Raw genomic sequence first — 19,077 nt, forward strand, 5'->3', positions numbered from 1 at the left:
CAGCGGGCCGGGGAAGGGGTGTTAGGGGTATGGCGTCCAAACGGCTGGCCACCATGGCGACCGCCGCTCTGCTCAGCACGCTCGGCACCATCGGCACGGTCGCCTGTGCCGCGTCGAGCGGTGAGAGCGCCCCGGCGGCGGACTCGACGGTGAACTCGACGGTGTCGGGCCCCTCCGCCTTCCCCCTGTCCAGCCCCGCCGCCGACACCGGGGCCAGGCCCGGCGCCCCCGGGATCGGCGACTCCGACTTCCCCACCGACGGCAACGGCGGCTACGACGTCGACCACTACCTGCTCAGGCTGGGCTACACCCCGTCCGCCAAGCACCTGGCCGGGACGGCCAGGATCGAGGCCCGGGCCACCCAGCACCTGGCGAGCTTCAACCTCGACCTCTCAGGCTTCACGGTCAGCCGGGTCACCGTGGACGGCAGGCCCGCGAGATTCGATCGGGCCGGAAGCGAGCTCACCGTCACCCCCGCCGAGTCCATTCCGAACGACGCGACGTTCGCCGTCGACGTCACATACGCCGGAGAGCCCAAACCTGTTCGGAACTCCTCCAATCTGGGCACGTACGGCTTCATCCCGACCCGGGACGGTGCGTTCGTCACGGGCCAGCCCAACGGCGCCAAGACCTGGTTCCCCAGCAACGACCACCCCGCCGACAAGGCACGCTATGACTTCGAACTCACCGTGCCCACGGGGCTGACGGCGCTGGCCAACGGCGAGCTCGTCGGCGAGCCGAAGACCGTCGGGGGCAAAACGACCTTCCGGTGGCGGGAGAGCCACCCGATGGCCAGCTACCTGGCCACCATGACGCTGGGCAGGTTCGAGGTGCTCCAGGGCAGGACCCCCGGGGGTCTGAAGAATCTGGCGGCCGTCGACCCGACCTTCCGTGGCTCGCTGCAGAGGTTGTACGACGTGTCGGGCAAGGTCACCGACTACTGGAGCACGCTCTTCGGCCCCTACCCCTTCTCCTCCACCGGGGGCGTGGTCGACGACTTCCCCGCGGGCTACGCGCTGGAGAACCAGACCAAGCCCATGTACGGCGGATTCGCCCCCGACGAGGACATCATCGCCCACGAGCTGGCCCACCAGTGGTTCGGCGACAGCCTCAGCATCAAGCGGTGGAAGGACCTGTGGCTCAACGAGGGCTTCGCGACCTACGCCGAGTGGCTCTGGTCGGAGCACGAGGGCCGGGCCACCCCCGAGCAGCTCTTCCGCAGGCACTACGCCGCCGCCGCCGACGACCCCATCTGGAGCTACGCCCCCGGCCGGGCCAGGCCGGAAGACCTGTTCAACAATTCCGTCTACACCCGGGGCGGTATGACGCTGCACGCGCTCAGGCAGCGGATCGGCGACCCGGCGTTCTTCAAGCTCCTGAAGCAGTGGGTCGCCACGCACAAGTACGGGAGCGTCACGACCCCGGAGTTCATCGCGATGGCCGAGAAGATCTCCGGCAAGAACCTCGAAGCCCTCTTCGACGCCTGGCTGTTCACCGCCGAGAAGCCGTCCACCTGGTGACGCGGGCCTGACGCGGCGAGGAGCCGGGCGCTCAGCGACGGCTCAGGCACAGATGATCTTGTACCCGTCCGTCCGCAGGGAGCCCAGCACCTCCTCGGAGTGCACCGGCCCCCTGGTCTCCAACTGGAGCTGGACCTCGACCTCGCCGGGGTGCATGCCCAGCCGCTCGTGCACGATGTCGAGCACGTTGGCGCCGAGTTCCGCGAGCCTGGCCAGCAGCGTCGCCAGCGCACCCGGACGGTCGGAGAGCGGCACCCGCGTGGTCAGATAGCGCCCCGCCGCGGCCAGGCCGTGCCGGAGAACCTTGGCCAGCAGCAGCGGGTCGATGTTGCCCCCGGAGAGCACCGCCACCACGGGCGGCTCGAAGACCCGCGGGTGGGCCAGGATCGCGGCCACTCCGGCCACCCCCGCCGGCTCGACGACCTGCTTGGCCCGTTCGATGCAGAGCACCAGCGCCTGGGAGATCTGGCTCTCGGTGACGGTGACGACGTTGTCGACCAGGTAGTGGATCAGCTCGAAGGGCAGCTCGCCCGGGCGGCCCACGGCGATGCCGTCGGCCATCGTCGAGGCGGGCCGGACCTCGACCGGATGCCCGGCGGCCAGCGACGCCGGGTAGGCGGCGGCCCGCTCGGCCTGGACCCCGACGATCCGCACGCCCGGCCTCAGTGACTTGACCGCCAGCGCGACCCCGGCGGCCAGCCCGCCGCCGCCCAGTGACATCACGATCGTGCCGACCTCGGGAAGCTGCTCCACGATCTCCAGCCCGATCGTGCCCTGCCCGGCGATGACGTCGGGGTGGTCGAAGGGATGGATGAACACCGCTCCGGTCCGCTCGGCATGCTCCTTCGCCCGCTCCAGCGCGACGTCCACGGTGTCGCCCGCGAAGATCACCTCGGCGCCGTACGAGCGGGTGGCGGCCACCTTGGGCAGCGGCGCCCCCTGCGGCATGTAGACCGTCGAGGAGGTCCCGACCAGTCCGGAGGCGAGCGCCACGCCCTGCGCGTGGTTGCCCGCGCTGGCCGCGACCACCCCTCGCCGCCGCTCGCTCTCGGTCAGTCCGGCGATCCTGACGTACGCCCCCCGGATCTTGAAGGAACCCGAGCGCTGCAGGTGCTCGCACTTGAGGTGGACGGGCCCGCCGATGACGCCCGACAGCACGTGTGAGTGGAGCAGCGGGGTGCGCAGGGCGACGTCGGCCAGCGACTCGCGCGCAGCGACCACATCCTCGTAGGTCACCCGAGACTCCGACATGCGGGCCATCGTACGGCGCGCGCTCGTGCTTTCGCACCGGACCGGGCGGGAGCGCGCGCCGGACGGGGCTCCGGCCACCACCCGCGATCGCCCCCAGTCGCTTACAAGGACTTCACAAGACGGTGCGGGCAGACTCGGACGGAGACGGGATCGGAATCGGTTCCCGGACAACACGGAGCGCAAGATGTACGCGGTGGCTTACACCGAGGGGTGGGGTGTCCTGAGATGACGGACGGGCGATTCACGGAGGAGGAGTACGTCGAATGGGCGAGGCGGTGGCTCGGCGACCGCCCGATCCCCGACGAGCTGATGCGGATGGTCGCCATCCAGGCCGCCCGGCCCCTCGGCGCGGGCCCGGACGCCGACCCGCTGCACGAACTGGAGATCACCGTGCTGGGGCCGGGGAACACCCACCCGGTGTTCGACGACGCCGCCAACCAGGAGATCGGCGGGTCGTGGTCGGAGGTGCTGAGCCACCTGTTCCCCGTCGTGGAGACGTTCAACTCGCCCTCGCTCGGCGACGGCGTGTACGGATACTGGCTGCACCCGGATGAGCGGGCGGAACGGCCGCCGATCGTCGCGATCGACAGCGAGGGAACCTTCTTCGCGCCGAGAGGCAGCACCCTCCTTGAGGCGTTGCTCAACGATTCCGGCGTCGACGGTCCGGCGTTCGGGCGCCTGGCGGACCGGTTCGCCGCCGTCGGCCTGCCGATCTCCCCGCGCAGCCGCGCCGAGATCCCCGAGTCCGGCATCGTCATGGCCCCCGAGGCACTGGAGAAGATCGTGGACGCCGAACACCGAGCGGCCCGCACCGCGAGCGGGCTCCTCGTCTCGCGATGACCGTCCAGTCCGAATGACGGGAGCGACCGTTTCCCGGCCCACCCCGGCTTCGGCGACGAGCAGCTCAAGATCGACTGATCCTACGGCCGGCCGATCTTACGGCTGGACGGCCGACGGGCGGGCGGAGAAGACCAGGACCGAGGCGGTGAAGCCATGGACGTGGTTGTGGCCGCCCACCGGGCCCACCTCTCCCGCGGCGAAGAATCCGGCCACCCCGATGGGGCCCAGGGTGTCGCGGACGGCGACGGCGTCGTGGTCGGCGCTGCCGAACATGGCCGAGCCCCGGCCGTTGCAGGAGAACAGCAGGGCACCGTCCACCCGGCCGAACGCCTCTCGGTGGGCGTCGAGCAGCTCGTACAGGTCCTCGTCGGCGGTGGCGGCGTCGCGGACCTGGAACCGGACGGTACGCCCGATCTCGACGACGTCACCGATGGCCACCGCCTCGCGTTCGGGGTCGATGCCGAGCACGCCCCTGATCAGGAAGTCGCCGCGCTCGTGCCGTTCCGCGTACTCGTCCATGGCGATGCCGATCTGCAGCCCCGAGGCGACCAGGTCGCGGTCGTCCTCGTCCAGGGCGCTGACGATCTCCTCCAGCCGTGCCAGGGCGGGCTGCCCCGCGAGTTCGAGCAGCAGGTTGTCCTCGACGGAGGTGACGGCCATCGTCGGGCCGATCGGGCGGCAGCCCTGGCTGACCACGGTGCTGACGTTGAGGTCACCACTGAGCAGCACCCCGACGGCCCCCTCGGTGTAGATCCTCCCGTCGGCGAACAGCCGCACCGCGCCGCGGCCCTGGATCGCGTTGGCCAGGCCGCCGATCAGCGGAAGATCTCCCATGACCTCCTCCGACCGCTCGACGAAACCGTCGGTGGGGAAGGTGTAGGGGTCGGCGAGCAGGATGGCGGCGTGATCGTCGGGGCCGCGGTCGGGCAGGCCGACCACGACGAAGCGGTCGTCGGTCCGCAGCGTGTCGAGCGCGAAGGTCGTCAGCCTGGCCCCGCCGAGGGTGGCGGCCCAGGCGCTGACCGCCGGGGTGACCTCCACCCCCTGCCCGTCACCGATGACCCCGGTGGCGCTGCAGCCAAGGACGGCGGCGCCCGGTGCCATGCTCATCGCACGCAGTCCGGCACGGGAGACGTCGTCGGGATCGTCCCCGCAGATGAAAAAGCAGAGCAGGTCAGCGGGTCCGGACAGACCGGACAGAGCTTGGCGCACCGCGGTCTCGGCTGCGGCGACCAGATCGGACCCCACCGCGAGGCCATCGGCGAAACGGCTCGTCATCAGCGCCACTCGTCTCGCCTCTCCCTCTTGTCTGACGGCTCGCCCGGGAGTGACCGTGGTCTCGCCCGAAGCTCGCCGTGAAGTTCGTGAATGCCGGAACCGTCCGACGTCCCCCCCGAGGCCGTCCTGACGCTTGATCCTGAAGTCATCCGGCGTCTTGTCTTGGAGCGATTCTCCCCACTGCCGACACAAGCACTCGTGTCAAGCCCCACCCAATAGTCAAGATCCGAAAGAGGGATGAGAGTGCCGGATCGGGTGTTGTGGACGTAGGCTCGATCCCGTGCCTCAAATCCCAGAGCCACGTACTCTGCGCGAGCTGCGCGCGAGCGGCCATATTCACCGTACGGTAAAGGCCGAGATCCGTGAGAACCTCCTGGCCCGCCTGCGGGCAGGGGAGTCGCGGTTCCCCGGCATCGTGGGCTTCGACGACACCGTCCTGCCATACCTGGAGCGGGCGCTGCTCGCCGGGCATGACCTGGTCCTGCTCGGTGAGCGCGGCCAGGGCAAGACCCGGTTGATCCGCACCGTGACCGGGCTCCTCGACGAGTGGACCCCCGTCGTCGAGGGCTGCGAGATCAACGACCACCCCTACCAGCCCTCGTGTGTCCGCTGCCGCCGCCTGGCCGACGAGGCGGGTGAGGAACTGCCGATCTCCTGGAAACACCGGGGCGAGCGGTACGGCGAGAAACTCGCCACCCCGGACACCTCCGTCGGCGACCTGATCGGCGACATCGACCCGATCAAGATCGCTGAGGGGCGCACGCTCGGCGATCCGGAGACCGTCCACTACGGCCTGGTCCCCCGGAGCAACCGGGGCGTGTTCTCCGTCAACGAACTGCCCGACCTGGCCGAGCGCATCCAGGTCTCGCTGCTCAACGTGCTGGAGGAGCGCGACATCCAGGTCAGGGGCTACAACCTGCGCCTGCCCCTGGACATCCTGCTGATCGCCAGCGCCAACCCCGAGGACTACACCAACCGCGGCCGGATCATCACCCCGCTGAAGGACCGTTTCGGCGCCGAGATCCGCACCCACTACCCGCTCTCGATCGAGGCCGAGCTGGTACTGATCCGTCAGGAGGCCGCTCTCGATCAGGTGGGCGCCGACCTGCCCGACCATTTGATCGAGGCGATCGCCCGCTTCACCCGGCTGGTCCGCGAGTCCACCGCCGTGGACGCGCGCTCGGGCGTCTCGGCCCGCTTCTCCATCGCCGCGGCCGAGACCGCGGCCGCCTCAGCCGTCCGGCGTGCGGCGCTGACCGGCGAGGACCACGCGGTGGCCAGGGTCGCCGATCTGCCGGGGATCGTGCACACGCTCCGCGGCAAGGTGGAGTTCGAGGTCAGCGAGGAGGGCCGGGAGACCGAGGTGCTCTCGCACCTGCTCCGCAGGGCGGTGGCCGAGACGTTCCGCGGCACGCTCGGCGGCACGGACCTGACCCCGCTGCTGGACAGGTTCGCAGAGGGCGTCCAGGTCGAGTCGGGGGTGACGGTCCCGGCGGCCGAGCTGCTGCGCAGGATCGGCCCTGTGCAGGGCCTGGCGAAGATCATGTCCCAGCTCGGCATCGGCGACGAGTCGCCCGGCCACGCCGCCGCCGCGCTGGAGTTCGCCCTGGAGGGCCTGTATCTCCTGCGTCGGCTCTCCAAGGACGAGGTGGACGGCACCACGACCTACCGCACCTGAGGTGTCTGGCATGAGCTATCGCTATGGCGAATACCGGGACGGGCCCGACCCGCTCGCCCCTCCGTACGACGTCCGTTCGGCACTGGACCGGATGGGCGACGCGATCCTGTCCGGTTCCAACCCCGCCCATGCCCTGCGGGACCTGCTCAAGGAGGGCCTGCCGGGCGCGCAGAATCGGCGAGGGCTTGACGATCTGCTCCGCGAGGTGCGGCGCCGGCGCCGGGAGCTGCGCGAGCGCGGGCGCCTGGACGGCACGCTGGAGCGGGCCAGGGCACTGCTGGACAAGGCGATCGGCCAGGAGCGTGCCGAGCTGTTCCCCGACCCCTCGGACGAGGCCAGGCTGCGTGAGGCGGAGCTGGCCGCTCTCCCCGACGACACGGCGAGCGCCATCCGGGAACTGGGGGACTACCGGTGGCGCTCGGCCGCCGCCAGGCAGACCTTCGAGGAACTGCGCGACCTGCTACGCGGGGAGGTGCTCGACAGCCAGTTCCGCGGCATGCGGCAGGCCCTGGCCAATCCCGACCCCGCCGCCATGGAGCGGGTCAGGGAGATGATGTCCGACCTGAACGACATGCTCGACCGGGACGCCCGTGGCGAGCACACTCAGGCTGATTTCGAGAAGTTCATGTCGAAATATGGGGACATGTTTCCGGAGTCGCCGCGGAACCTGGAGGAGCTGGTCGACACCCTCGCCCGGCGGGCCGCGGCCACCCAGCGCCTGCTGGCCTCCCTGACCCCGGCCCAGCGCGAGGAACTGGGCCGGCTGATCGAGCAGACGCTCGCCCAGGCCGGGCTGGACGAGCAGATGCGCCGCCTGGGCGAGTCCCTGTACACCCGCCGACCCGACCTGGCCTGGAACGCCCCGGAGCGGCTGAGCGGCGACGAGCCGATGGGGATGTCCGACGCGGTGAGCGCGCTGGACGAGCTCGCCGACCTGACCCAGCTGGAGGCCGCGCTCCGCCAGGACTACCCCGGCGCCCGGATGGACGACATCGACGAGGCCGCGATCCGGCGTGCCCTCGGCCGGGCGGCCGTCGACGACCTGCAGGCGCTCAGACAGGTCGAGCGCGAGCTGGAGCAGCAGGGCTACCTGCTGCGTCGGCGCGGCAAGCTGGAGCTCACCCCGAAGGCCGTCAGGCGCCTGGGCGAGACCGCGCTGCGCCGCGTCTTCGCCTCCCTGGAGAGCGGACGCCGCGGCGATCACGACCAGGTGGACGCCGGCTCGGCCGGTGAGCTCACCGGCTCCTCACGGCCCTGGCGGTTCGGCGACGAGCAGCCGATCGACGTGGTCCGCACAGTGATCAACAGCGTCCGGCGCGGAGGGAGCACCGGCGCGGTGGCCCTATCCGTCGACGACTTCGAGGTGGCCGAGACCGAGCGGCGTACGGCGGCGGCGGTCTGCCTGCTGGTCGACCTGTCCTACTCGATGGCGCTCCGCGGCACCTGGGCGGCCGCCAAGCAGACGGCGATGGCACTGCAGGCGCTGGTGGCCTCGAAATTCCCGCAGGACTCGGTGCAGATCATCGGCTTCTCCAACTACGCCCGCGTGCTGCAGCCCGACGAGTTGGCGGGACTGGAGTGGGACATGGTCCAGGGGACGAACCTGCACCACGCCCTGCTGATCGCCGGGCGCCACCTGGACCGCCACCCCGACTTCGAACCGGTCGTGCTCGTGGTCACCGACGGCGAGCCCACCGCCCACCTGCGGCGCAACGGCTCGGCGGCCTTCGAGTGGCCGCCCACCCAGGAGACGCTGGAGCTGACGCTCGCCGAGGTCGACAAGATGACCCGGCGCAGGGCGACGCTCAACGTCTTCATGCTCGCCGATGACGAGCGTCTGAAGGATTTCGTGAACGAGGTCGGGCGGCGCAACGGCGGTCGGGTCTTCTCTCCCGGCGCCGACCGCCTGGGAGAGTACGTCGTCAGCGACTTCCTGCGGGCCCGCCGCACCCGCTGACGGGTCCCCGGCCTACCTGAGGGCCCAGAAGTCTGCGTAGCCGTCGAGTGCCAGGTCGAAGCCGTCGTGGTAGTGACGGTAGGAGCGGTAGCAGGGACGCCACGCCGTGCTGTTGCCGACACCCGCGCGGGCGTCGGCGATCGCGGAGGGGATCCGCCGAGGAGAGAGCAGGAGGCCGCCGCCGAGATAGCGATCGTCGGCGAGGACCGTGGGGGTGCCCGGGTCACCGCTCGCGTAGCGGCCACGGCGCCAGCCGCTCTCCTCGTCCCAGACCAGCGCGTCTCCTCCCGTCAGGCGGACGGTGACGGCGCGCGGGTCGCAGGGTCCCTGCCACCAGCTCTCGACCTGGTCACCCAAGGCTTCGATGACGAGGCCGACATAGTGGGCCGGCTGGTCCCGCCATTCCTCGGTGTACGGCTCAACGTGTTTGACAGCCACGGCTGGCACTCCTTCGTGCCGTTTATCTCTGTTCGGCGGAAGGCCCGCCCGGCACGACCACGACTTCGCCGCCGGTCTCATCACACGGGAACGGACTCTTTCGATCCTACTCATCCCCGAGGGTGCTCAGAGCAGGATCCGAAGATCGGCCACCCGGTAAACCGTGACCCTTCCGTAACAACGTCTTCGGGACTGCCGCCGTCTACCTAGTAAAGAAAGTTCACCAATTCAAGGGGGAGGAATGAGTCCGATGCTCGCGGGGATTCTCGTGGCACTGATGCTCATTGTCTGCGTCTGCTTTGAGGTGTGCATGGTCCCGCACGGCCGGGACAGGCACGACACCGTCGACGGCGAGTGATCTCCCCGGATGTCCGGCAGACCCGGTCTTCACGGCACCCGCGGGACGACCAGGGGGCCGTGACCCGCCCATCCGTCGCACCGGAACCTCCTTCAAAAGATCACTGCAGGTCGGTGACGGCCAAGCGAGCCGTACCCAGAAGAGATCGACGAAGACTAATGTCTGGCGCATGACAGACCTGCTGCTCTGGCTGCACATCGGCTTTTCGATCTTCGCTCTGGGCCCGGTGACCGCCGCCATGATGTCCACTCCCAGATTCATCCGTGCCAAGAACGTCGACGTCCTGCGCTACCTGCACAAGACCACCCGTATCTACGGCTTCGCCTCCCTGGGGATCTTCCTGTTCGGCCTGTTGCTAGGCCGCGAGTTCCTCGGCAGGCCGTACCTGTCGGCCTCCATGACGCTCTTCATCGTCACCCTGGGGCTGCTGTTCATGGTGGCCCGCGACCAGGGCGCCGCCATCCGGGTCCTCTCCAGCGAGAGCCCGGAGGACGACGCCAAGGTTCAGGTCGGCCGGATCGCCGCGTTCTCCGGCGTGATCGTGCTGATCTGGATCGTCATCCTGGCGCTGATGGTCTGGTTCAACCCGGCCTGAGCGCGCCGCGTTCCTACCCCAGTGCCTGGGTGAGGTCGGCGAGGAGATCGTCGACCGACTCGATGCCGACCGACAGGCGGACCAGGTCGCCGGGGACCTCCAGCGGCGAGCCCGCCACGGAGGCGTGGGTCATCCGGCCGGGGTGCTCGATCAGCGACTCCACACCGCCGAGCGACTCGCCCAGGGTGAACAGCCTGGTCCGGTCGCACACCTCGACCGCCTCGGCCTCTCCCCCGGCCATCCGGAAGGAGACCATGCCCCCGAAGCGCCTCATCTGCTTGGTCGCCACCTCGTGACCGGGATGATCGGCCAGGCCCGGATAGAGCACCGAGGTCACCCGCGGATGGGCGAGTAGCAGATCCACCACCCGCTCGGCGTTCTCGCAGTGGCGGTCCATCCGCACCCCGAGCGTCTTGAGACCGCGCAGCGTCAGCCAGGCGTCGAACGGCCCGGCCACCGCGCCCATCGCGTTCTGGTGGTACGCGAGCTCCTCGCCCAGCCCGGTGTCGCGTGCGACGAGCGCGCCGCCGACCACGTCGGAGTGGCCACCCACGTACTTGGTGGTGGAGTGCACGACGACGTCCGCACCCAGCGCCAGCGGCTGCTGCAGATACGGGGAGGCGAAGGTGTTGTCCACCACCAGCAACGCGCCGCAGTCGCGCGCGAGCTGGGCCAGGGCCGCGATGTCCGCGATGCCGAGCAGCGGGTTGGTGGGTGTCTCCACCCAGATGATCCTGGTCTTCTGGGTCACCGCGGCCGCCACCGCCGCCAGGTCGCCCAGCGGCACCGGGTCGTAGTGCAGCCCCCAGCGCTCGTGCACCTTGGCGAACAGGCGGTAGGTGCCCCCGTAGGCGTCGTTCGGGATGATGACATGGTCGCCCGGCTTGCAGATCGTACGGAGCACCGTGTCCTCGGCCGCCAGGCCCGAGGCGAAGGCCAGACCGCGGCCGCCGCCCTCGACCGCGGCCATGGCCTCTTCCAGTGCGGCCCTGGTCGGGTTGGCCGACCGGCTGTACTCATAGCCGGCGCGCAGACCGCCCACGCCGTCCTGCTTGTAGGTGGACACCGCGTAGATCGGCGGAACCACCGCCCCGGTGTAGGGGTCGGGTTCCTGACCTGCGTGGATGGCCAGCGTCTCGAATCCTTGGTTCATGGGGTCAACGCTACTCGCAACATCGGCGCCCCCAGAGCACACGCAACCGCTCAGCACCCCCGGCACACCCCCGCCAAGGAGCACACACAACCGCTCGGCGCGCACCCCCACTAAGAAGCACACGCAACCGCTCAGCACCCCCGGCACACCCCCGCCAAGGAGCACACACAACCGCTCGGCGCCCCCCACTAAGAAGCACGCACCACGGCTCCCGCCACCCCCTCGGCGCACCCGCCGCCAAGGGGCACGGACAACCGCTCCGCACCGCCCTCCGCGGCTCCCTCGGCGCGCTCCCCGGTGATCCTTGAGAGCAGGACCGGGTCGGCGAGCGTCAGGCCGACGCCGACCAGCAGGCCGACGACCGGCAGCAGAATTCCGATGACAGTCATTTCTCCCCTTTCGACATGTCAAGCATCGGTGCGGCCGCCCCGGCACCGCCTCCGCTGAAGGACCGGTTCGAACCGGGACGGCTCAGCCGAACGGCCGATATGCCCCCTCCCCATTCAGGTTTAGGCTCTGGGACCGTGGGGGAAACGAACCGGCTCGTCTACTGGGTCAAAAGGCTCAGCGAGATCGCGTTGATCGGCTGGCTCCTCCTGCTCCTGCTGCTCGACGTTCTGATCGTGACGAGCGCGAGCGGGGAGGCGACGTGGCCGGTTCTGGTGTGCGGTGTGGTGGGCGTCGCAGCGGTGCTGTGGCGCCGCCGCCGGCGGGTCGGCGGGTTCGTCGCCCTGCTGACGGTGTCGTTCCTGTGCAGCCTGGCCATCGGCATCGCCGGAGGTAACGGCGGACCCGGCCTGGCCGAGATCGGAACTCTGCTGGTCCTCACCGTCGGCGGGCTGCGCGCGATCGAGCCGGTGCGGCGGGCCGCGCTGTTCTCGCTGGCGGCGATGGTCGTGCTGGAGGCCTCCTCCGTACGCCTGAACGAGACGACCGCCAGCGTGGTCACCGGCTTCCTGCTCTTCGTGAGCTGGTCGTTCGCCGCCGGTATCGGCGCCTACCTCCGCTTCCAGCAGGAGCGCCGCAGGGAGGCCGTGGAATCGGTACGGCGGGCCGAGCGTCTGGAGCTGGCCAGGGAGCTGCACGACCTGGTCGCCCACCACATCACCGGGATCGTGGTGCAGGCGCAGGCCGCCAAGATCGTCGCCGAGCGGAAGCCGGAGGCCGTGATCCCCTCCCTGGAGGCGATCGCCGGCGCCGGGGCCGACGCGCTGACCTCGATGCGCCGCCTGGTCAGCGTGCTCCGCGCGCAGAACGAGGCCGCCCGCTCACCGGGCAGCACGCTCATGGACATGCGCACGATGGTCGAGCGTTTCTCCACCACCGGCCCCCAGGTCGCCTTCGACATCGGTCAGGGCATCACCGACGGCACCGTGGCCCCGGAGGTGATGACCACCCTCCACCGGGTTCTCCAGGAGTCGCTGACCAACGTCCGCCGGCATGCTCCCGGCACCGGCTGGGTCGAGGCGGACCTGAGGCTGACCGACGGCTCCGACCTGCGCGCCTGGGCCGAGAGCAGGCGCGCGGGGAGGGGCTGGGAGCCCGGGAACCGGGAAAACGCGGCCGGGGACGCCGTGCGGCTGCGGGTGCGCAACTACGGCTCGGTGTCCGATGTCAGGATCTCCCACCTCGGCGGCGGCTTCGGCCTGGTGGGCATGGCCGAGCGCGTCGAGGCGCTCGGCGGCAGGCTCATGGCCGGGCCCACCCATTCCGGCGCCTGGGAGGTGGCGGCCGAGTTTCCCCTCTGACCCACGGGGACTGCCCGAACCCCGACCGGTGCCTCCAGGCCGGCATTCGGGTGGTCTCAGTGATCGGCGAACTCAGTGATCGGCGAGCTCAGTGGTTGGCGAGGAAGGCCAGCAGGTCCTGGCGGGTGAGCAGCCCGACGGGCTTGCCGTTGTCGAGGACGACCGCGGCGTCGGCCTTCTCCAGCGCATCGACGGCGATGGAGACCGGCTCCCCCGCGCCGATCGTCGGCAGCGGCTGCGACATGTGGGCCGCCAGCGGGTCGGTCGGCCGCACCCGGCCACGGTACAGGGCATCCAGCAGGTCTCGCTCCAGGATCGAGCCGACCACCTCGGCGGCCATGACCGGCGGCTCCTCCTTCATCACCGGAAGCTGCGACACGCCGTACTCGCGCATGATCGAGATGGCTGTGTCGACCGACTCGTACGGGTGGGTGTGCACGAACTCCGGCATGCCGGAGTTCTTTCGGGTCAGCACGTCCTTGACCAGGCCCTCGTCGCTGTAGGTGGTCAGGAAGCCGTAGTCGGCCATCCACTCGTCGTTGAAGATCTTCGAAAGGTAGCCGCGGCCACCGTCGGGCAGCAGCACCACGACCACGTCGTCAGGGCCGGCCTGCGAGGCCACCCGCAGCGCCGCCACCGTCGCCATGCCGCAGGAGCCGCCCACCAGGAGCGCCTCCTCGCGGGCCAGACGGCGGGTCATGCTGAAGGAGTCCTTGTCGGAGACCGCGATGATCTCGTCGCAGATCGTGGTGTCGTAGGTGGCCGGCCAGATGTCCTCGCCGACGCCCTCCACCAGGTACGGCCGCCCGGTGCCGCCGGAGTAGACCGAACCCTCCGGGTCGGCGCCGATGATCTTAACCCGGCCGCCGGAGACCTCCTTGAGATAGCGGCCGACGCCGCTGATCGTGCCACCGGTGCCGACACCCGCCACGAAGTGGGTGATCCGGCCCTCGGTCTGCTCCCAGATCTCCGGGCCCGTGGAGTGGTAGTGGCTCTCCGGGTTGTTCGGATTGGAGTACTGGTCCGGCTTCCAGGCGTTCGGCGTCTCCTTGGCCAGCCGGTCGGAGACGGAGTAGTAGGAGTCGGGGTGGTCGGGTGAGACCGCCGTCGGGCAGACCACGACCTCGGCACCGTAGGCGCGCAGCACCGCGATCTTGTCCTGGGCCACCTTGTCCGGCACCACGAACAGGCACTTGTAACCCCGCTGTTGCGCCACGATGGCCAGGCCGATTCCGGTGTTGCCCGAGGTGGGCTCCACGATCGTGCCCCCCGGCCGCAACTCGCCCGACTTCTCGGCGGCGTCGATCATCCGCACCGCGATGCGGTCCTTCACCGAACCGCCTGGGTTGAAATACTCCACCTTCGCCAGCACCTGGGCGGAAATACCCTCCGTCACCTTCTGCAGCCGGACGAGAGGGGTGTTGCCCATCAGTTCGACGAGCGAGTCATGTACACGCACCGGGATATCACCTCGAAATACCAAAGCTCTGTCAGCTTGTTGTGTTGATCGCCGTGATCCCATGGGGGTGGCGGGACCTCGACCATGTTTCAAGGCAACGCTACCGCCCCGTACGGAGGGAGCAACGTCACGTGATCTGGACACCCGGGACGGCGCGAGCCGCCCGCCGCATCGCCGCGGCGGCCGCACTGGGAGGGGGAGGCGTCACCGTGCTCGGCGCGGCGACCTACGGGCTGCTGCTGGCCGAGGCGATGGTGGCCCGCCGCGCGGTCGGCCGCCCGCACGGCATGGACGGACCGCCTTCTGACGGCGTGTACGGAGCCTTCGGCGGCGCGCCGATCCGGATGGCCATGCTCGGTGACTCAACCTCCGTCGGCCTGGGTACCGCGGACCCCGCGGAGACACCCGCCGTGCTGATCGCCAACGGGCTGGCCGTGATCGCCGAGCGGCCGGTGCGGCTGACCGTGGTGGGCAGGTCGGGGGCGACCTCCGCGGAGCTGGGCGACCAGGTCGACGAGGCGCTCAAGGCCCGGCCCGAGATCGCGGTCGTTTTCATCGGTGCCAACGACGTCACCTCGCAGGCCGTGCCGGCCCAGGCCGTACGGCACCTGCAGAAAGCGGTCCGGCGGCTGCGGGAGGCGGGGGCCGAGGTGGTCGTGGGCACCTGTCCCGACCTCGGCACGGTCAGGCCGATCGCGCAGCCGCTGCGCTGGATGACCAGGCGATGGAGCCGCCAGCTGGCCGCCGCGCAGACCGTCGCCGTGGTCGAGGCGGGCGGGCGGACCGTGGCCTTCGCGGACCTGCTGGGGCCGGAGTTCGACATGAACCCGGCGGAGATGTTCGGCCTTGATCGTTATCACCCATCTAGCCAAGGCTATCTCCAGACAGCTTACGCAGTGCTACCTTCCGTATGCAGTGCGTTGGAGTTGTGGCCCGAACCTCGCGTCCAACGCGCTGAGTCGATCTACCTCGCGGCGGCCAAGGCCGCGGAGGAGCCCGGCGCCGAGGTCTCCGCGACCCGTGTCGCCGGTCGAGCGACCGGACCCCAGGGACGATGGGTGACCTTGCTCGGCCGGAGGCCCGGAAAGCGACCCGACCGCGCCTGAACACGGTCACCCTCCGCCGCGAAGCCGTAACGCCTCGCCCGCATTGGAGTGGAATACCCGTGATCCGGCCCCTCGCGAAACCGGCCCTGGTGCTCGCCGGAGCTTTGACCCTGGGCGGCTGCTCCGGCAGTGAAGCGGCCACCCCTGACCATCCCACCTGGCACAACACCGAGGTGAACGCGGTCAGCCGCACCACCGTCGCCGATGGCGTCGCCATGACGACCTCCATGAAGCCGGACGGCACGCTTGAGGCGGTGGCCGTCGATCTCGCCACCGGCAGGAAACTGTGGTCCCACCCCTCGACCATGGCCGGCCGCCTGCCGGGGATGGGGGTGCCCGCTCCCGCGATCGTCGAGACCGCCGGCGGGCAGACCGTCGCGGTGACGGTCGACCCCGCCAGGCGGGGGCGCTGGAAGGCCACGATCGTCGGCCTCGACGCCAGAACCGGGACACGCAGATGGAGCCGCCCGGTGCACTCCACCTTCGGCCCCCAGCGGTGCGGAACTTTCGTGTGCGTGTCCGAGCACACCGCGCTCGCGAGCGCCCGCGTCGTCGTGCTCGACCCGGTCACCGGCAGGATCGCATGGAAGCTCCCCGGCATCGCCGAGGTCGAGTGGTCCGACGCCTCCCGCGTGGTCTTCCTCCGCCTCGCCCGCCATCCCGTCCTGGAGTCGCACGACCTGAAGACCGGCAAGGTCGTCTGGCGGGTCCCCGTCGAGCAGGCCCTCGGCTCCGGGGTCGACCTGTCAGGTGGCTGGTCCTTCGGCGCGACCACGGGAAATCTCGTCGGGTACGTCGCTCCCTACACCAACCCGAAGACGAGCAAGGTCTCCGCCTTCGGCCTGTTCTCCGTCAAGCTCGCCGACGGCACCGTCAACTGGATGCGCCCGTCGGTGGTCCGCGTCTATCCCAGCGGCAGCCCCGGCTTCGCACCGGTGGTCCGCCCGGTCGACCAGCAGGGCCAGTACGGCGGGTTCGCCCGGTTGGAGGCCGACAGCGGCCGGGTGCTCGGCCAGATCTCCGCCGAACAGGTTCCCGAGTCCGGCTGGTGGCTGGCCTTCCCACCCCGGATGGAGAAGGTCGGTTTCCTGCGACACGACAAGCCGGGCAACACGTTCGACCTTTCCACCGGCCGCAACGCCGACGTCAAGGACGAGCACGGCTGGTCCTTCTGCGTGACCGACCCCAAACCGCTCGCGCTCAAGGGCCAGAACTCCGGGTTCTACTCGGTGGCCTCGCTGTGCGAGTTCAGGCTGGCCGACGGCAAGCGGGTGTCCGGCCCGGGTGTCCCGCCCGCCTGGTTCACCGGCAGCCAGAACGGCTGGCGGATGTGGCGCGACGAGAAAGGCGGCCTCCACGGGATCAAGGACGGCGACGGCACCTCGCCCGGCATGTACGGCTGACATCCGCGGCCGATGTGTGTGAGACCGGCACCGGGCGCGACGGCCGCGGCCCGTGAGGGACGACAGACCCGCGGCGAGCCCCGTCCTCGGGCGGGGCCCTGTGCATCCAGTACAAAGTTCTGTTTCAATGCCGCCCTGGGCGTGGCTTTGGGCATACCGCGCGGTACGCTCCGCTGGAGGAGCAGACACGAACCCAGGAGAGCCACATGCCCGAGGCAGTCATCGTCGCGACCGCGCGCTCGCCCATCGGACGCGCCTTCAAGGGGTCCCTCAAGGAGATCCGCCCCGATGACCTGACAGCACAGATCATCCAGGCCGCGCTTGCCAAGGTCCCCCAACTCGACCCGACCACGATCGACGACCTCATGCTGGGCTGCGGCCTGCCGGGCGGCGAACAGGGCTTCAACATCGGCCGCGTGGTCGCCACCCTGCTCGGCCTGGACGGCGTGCCCGGCACCACCGTGACCCGCTACTGCTCGTCCTCCCTGCAGACCACCCGGATGGCACTGCACGCGATCAAGGCGGGCGAGGGCGACGTGTTCGTCTCGGCGGGCGTGGAGTGCGTCTCCCGCTTCGCCAAGGGCAACTCGGACTCGCTGCCCGACACGCAGAACGCGCTGTTCGACGACGCCCGCACCCGTTCGGCCAGGGCCGCCGAGGGTGGCGGCGAGGTCTGGCACGACCCGCGCGAGGATGGCCTGCTGCCCGACATCTACGTGGCGATGGGCCAGACCGCGGAGAACCTCGCCGGGCTGAAGGGCGTCTCCCGGCAGGAGCAGGACGAGTTCGGCGTCCGGTCCCAGAACCTGGCGGAGAAGGCCATCGCCAACGGCTTCTGGGAGAAGGACATCACCCCGGTGACCCTGCCCGACGGAACCGTGGTGAGCAAGGACGACGGCCCCCGCGCCGGCACCACCTACGAGGCCGTCTCGACCCTCAAACCGGTCTTCCGGCCCGACGGCACGGTCACCGCGGGCAACTGCTGCGCGCTGAACGACGGCGCCGCCGCGGTGATCGTGATGAGCGACACCAGGGCAGCCGAGCTCGGCATCACCCCGCTCGCCCGGATCGTCTCCACCGGCGTGACCGGCCTGTCCCCCGAGATCATGGGCCTGGGCCCTGTCGAGGCCTCGAAGCAGGCCTTGGCCAGGGCGGGCATGTCCATCGGCGACGTGGACCTCGTCGAGATCAACGAGGCGTTCGCCGCCCAGGTCATCCCGTCCTACCAGGAACTCGGCATCGACATCGACAGGCTCAACGTCAACGGCGGCGCCATCGCGGTGGGCCATCCCTTCGGGATGACCGGAGCCCGCATCACCTCCACCCTGATCAACAGCCTCGCCTTCCACGACAGGTCGATCGGGCTGGAGACCATGTGCGTCGGCGGCGGCCAGGGCATGGCCATGGTCCTGGAACGCCTCAGCTGAGGCTGAGGGCCGGGACCGATCCCGACGCCCCGGTCAGCCGTGGACGTCGGGGCCGGCACGGGTGATCGTGATCTTCACGATCACCCGTCGGTCCCGCTCCATGGCGGCCCGGTAGTCGTCCCAGTCGGGGTGCTCACCGGAGATGTCGCGGTAGTAGGAGACCAGGGTCTCCATCGCCTCGGGCAGCGAGATGATCTCCGCGGTACCGTCGATCTGGATCCATTCGCCGAAGAAGGCGTCGGTGGTGACGCAGAGCGAGAGTCGCGGGTCCCTGCGCAGGTTACGGACCTTGGCCGCGGTCTCCCGGGTGCTGACGATCGGGTTCCCATCCGCGTCGAGCCCCACGGTGACCGGGGAGAGCTGCGGACGTCCGTCCGCATGCGTGGTCAGCATGACCGCGCGGTGGTTGGCACGGATGAATCCGCGCGCCTTTTCATGATCCATGAACTCATCATGGCGCACATGACAGAGCCCGCACCACCAAGGTGGCGCGGGCTTGGCGAAGATGGTCGACTTACAGGTGGCGGGTACGGCGGTGCCGCTCGTGCTCGTGCACTATGGCGGCGGCATAGCCGTGGGACAGCCCGTGCTCGTCAGCGAGCCAGGTGGCGCGCTCATCACAGCGAAGGAACGACGGGCCGTTGTCGATTGCTCGGAACCACTCGGGGAGTGCGCGTCCCGTGATATCCGGGACCCTTGCGATCAGCTTGTTCTGCGTCTCCATTGAGTGGTTCAACGACATGGGCACCTCCACGGATAGGCTCCTTTGCTCGACAGTGCATCACGAAAGCGCAGATAGCAAGCCCCGCGACGCTCTCTCTCGTCGCGGTTCGTCTATCCCCCGTTGCCTTCCGTTCACTCACCCA

Annotated in this window: 17 protein-coding genes; 9 read left to right on the top strand and 8 right to left on the bottom strand. The window is 69.8% G+C overall.

Annotated features, from left to right (window positions below; translation table 11 throughout):
* Window positions 1-29: 29 nt before the first annotated feature.
* The gene (locus IG98_RS0113485) at window positions 30-1,520 is read left to right on the top strand and encodes a M1 family metallopeptidase (protein ID WP_030910948.1); all 1,491 of its coding nucleotides are present in this window, start codon (window positions 30-32) and stop codon (window positions 1,518-1,520) included.
* A 42-nt stretch (window positions 1,521-1,562) separates the two neighbouring features.
* Here IG98_RS0113485 and ilvA read toward each other — a convergent pair whose 3' ends face one another.
* Window positions 1,563-2,771: a threonine ammonia-lyase gene (ilvA, locus tag IG98_RS0113490; protein WP_030910953.1), complete on the bottom strand. Its 1,209-nt coding sequence runs from the start codon at window positions 2,769-2,771 to the stop codon at window positions 1,563-1,565.
* Window positions 2,772-2,996: 225 nt separating this feature from the next.
* On the opposite strand from ilvA, the gene IG98_RS46835 reads away from it, so the two are divergent.
* Window positions 2,997-3,611: a hypothetical protein gene (locus IG98_RS46835; RefSeq protein ID WP_030910956.1), complete on the top strand. Its 615-nt coding sequence runs from the start codon at window positions 2,997-2,999 to the stop codon at window positions 3,609-3,611.
* A gap of 96 nt (window positions 3,612-3,707) precedes the next feature.
* Here IG98_RS46835 and IG98_RS0113500 read toward each other — a convergent pair whose 3' ends face one another.
* Window positions 3,708-4,889 carry an FIST signal transduction protein gene (locus IG98_RS0113500; RefSeq protein ID WP_030910959.1) on the bottom strand — a complete coding sequence of 394 codons (1,182 nt, stop codon included), beginning with the start codon at window positions 4,887-4,889 and terminating at the stop codon, window positions 3,708-3,710.
* Between the two features lie 280 nt (window positions 4,890-5,169).
* Between IG98_RS0113500 and IG98_RS0113505 the strand changes: the two genes are divergently transcribed.
* Both IG98_RS0113505 and IG98_RS0113510 read left to right on the top strand, forming a co-directional pair.
* On the top strand, window positions 5,170-6,567 hold the full coding sequence (locus IG98_RS0113505) for a sigma 54-interacting transcriptional regulator (RefSeq protein WP_030910962.1): 1,398 nt from the start codon (window positions 5,170-5,172) through the stop codon (window positions 6,565-6,567).
* Between the two features lie 10 nt (window positions 6,568-6,577).
* Complete coding sequence (locus IG98_RS0113510) at window positions 6,578-8,524, top strand: vWA domain-containing protein (RefSeq protein WP_030910965.1); 1,947 nt, start codon at window positions 6,578-6,580, stop codon at window positions 8,522-8,524.
* Window positions 8,525-8,536: 12 nt separating this feature from the next.
* Here IG98_RS0113510 and IG98_RS0113515 read toward each other — a convergent pair whose 3' ends face one another.
* The gene (locus IG98_RS0113515) at window positions 8,537-8,962 is read right to left on the bottom strand and encodes a DUF6292 family protein (protein ID WP_030910968.1); all 426 of its coding nucleotides are present in this window, start codon (window positions 8,960-8,962) and stop codon (window positions 8,537-8,539) included.
* A gap of 527 nt (window positions 8,963-9,489) precedes the next feature.
* Between IG98_RS0113515 and IG98_RS0113525 the strand changes: the two genes are divergently transcribed.
* Complete coding sequence (locus IG98_RS0113525; protein ID WP_030910971.1) at window positions 9,490-9,915, top strand: hypothetical protein; 426 nt, start codon at window positions 9,490-9,492, stop codon at window positions 9,913-9,915.
* 13 nt (window positions 9,916-9,928) lie between these two features.
* On the opposite strand, the gene IG98_RS0113530 is transcribed toward IG98_RS0113525, so the two are convergent.
* On the bottom strand, window positions 9,929-11,068 hold the full coding sequence (locus IG98_RS0113530) for a cystathionine gamma-synthase (RefSeq protein ID WP_030910974.1): 1,140 nt from the start codon (window positions 11,066-11,068) through the stop codon (window positions 9,929-9,931).
* A gap of 188 nt (window positions 11,069-11,256) precedes the next feature.
* Window positions 11,257-11,457, bottom strand: a complete 201-nt coding sequence (locus IG98_RS0113535) for a hypothetical protein (RefSeq protein WP_030910976.1) — start codon at window positions 11,455-11,457, stop codon at window positions 11,257-11,259.
* Between the two features lie 135 nt (window positions 11,458-11,592).
* On the opposite strand from IG98_RS0113535, the gene IG98_RS0113540 reads away from it, so the two are divergent.
* Entirely contained in the window at window positions 11,593-12,816 is a 1,224-nt protein-coding gene (locus IG98_RS0113540; protein ID WP_030910977.1) for a sensor histidine kinase, read from the top strand.
* An 88-nt stretch (window positions 12,817-12,904) separates the two neighbouring features.
* Here the strand turns inward: IG98_RS0113540 and IG98_RS0113545 are convergent, their stop codons facing one another.
* Complete coding sequence (locus IG98_RS0113545) at window positions 12,905-14,275, bottom strand: cystathionine beta-synthase (RefSeq protein ID WP_030910978.1); 1,371 nt, start codon at window positions 14,273-14,275, stop codon at window positions 12,905-12,907.
* A 131-nt stretch (window positions 14,276-14,406) separates the two neighbouring features.
* Here IG98_RS0113545 and IG98_RS0113550 point away from each other — a divergent pair, with 131 nt between their 5' ends.
* The 3 genes from IG98_RS0113550 (at window position 14,407) to IG98_RS0113560 (ending at window position 18,211) form a co-directional block, all read left to right on the top strand.
* Window positions 14,407-15,381 carry an SGNH/GDSL hydrolase family protein gene (locus IG98_RS0113550; RefSeq protein WP_030911103.1) on the top strand — a complete coding sequence of 325 codons (975 nt, stop codon included), beginning with the start codon at window positions 14,407-14,409 and terminating at the stop codon, window positions 15,379-15,381.
* A 59-nt stretch (window positions 15,382-15,440) separates the two neighbouring features.
* Window positions 15,441-16,784, top strand: coding sequence for an outer membrane protein assembly factor BamB family protein (locus IG98_RS0113555; protein WP_245651538.1), 1,344 nt, complete (start codon window positions 15,441-15,443; stop codon window positions 16,782-16,784).
* 206 nt (window positions 16,785-16,990) lie between these two features.
* Window positions 16,991-18,211 carry an acetyl-CoA C-acetyltransferase gene (locus IG98_RS0113560; RefSeq protein WP_030910980.1) on the top strand — a complete coding sequence of 407 codons (1,221 nt, stop codon included), beginning with the start codon at window positions 16,991-16,993 and terminating at the stop codon, window positions 18,209-18,211.
* 33 nt (window positions 18,212-18,244) lie between these two features.
* Here IG98_RS0113560 and IG98_RS0113565 read toward each other — a convergent pair whose 3' ends face one another.
* Entirely contained in the window at window positions 18,245-18,655 is a 411-nt protein-coding gene (locus tag IG98_RS0113565; RefSeq protein ID WP_030910981.1) for a PPOX class F420-dependent oxidoreductase, read from the bottom strand.
* 70 nt (window positions 18,656-18,725) lie between these two features.
* Window positions 18,726-18,953 (bottom strand): DUF4287 domain-containing protein, encoded by a 228-nt coding sequence (locus tag IG98_RS0113570; RefSeq protein ID WP_030910989.1) that lies wholly within the window; start codon window positions 18,951-18,953, stop codon window positions 18,726-18,728.
* Window positions 18,954-19,077 lie beyond the last annotated feature (124 nt).

It is taken from the genome of Streptosporangium amethystogenes (assembly GCF_000721075.1).
In the GTDB taxonomy this organism is placed as follows: Bacteria; Actinomycetota; Actinomycetes; order Streptosporangiales; family Streptosporangiaceae; genus Streptosporangium; species Streptosporangium amethystogenes.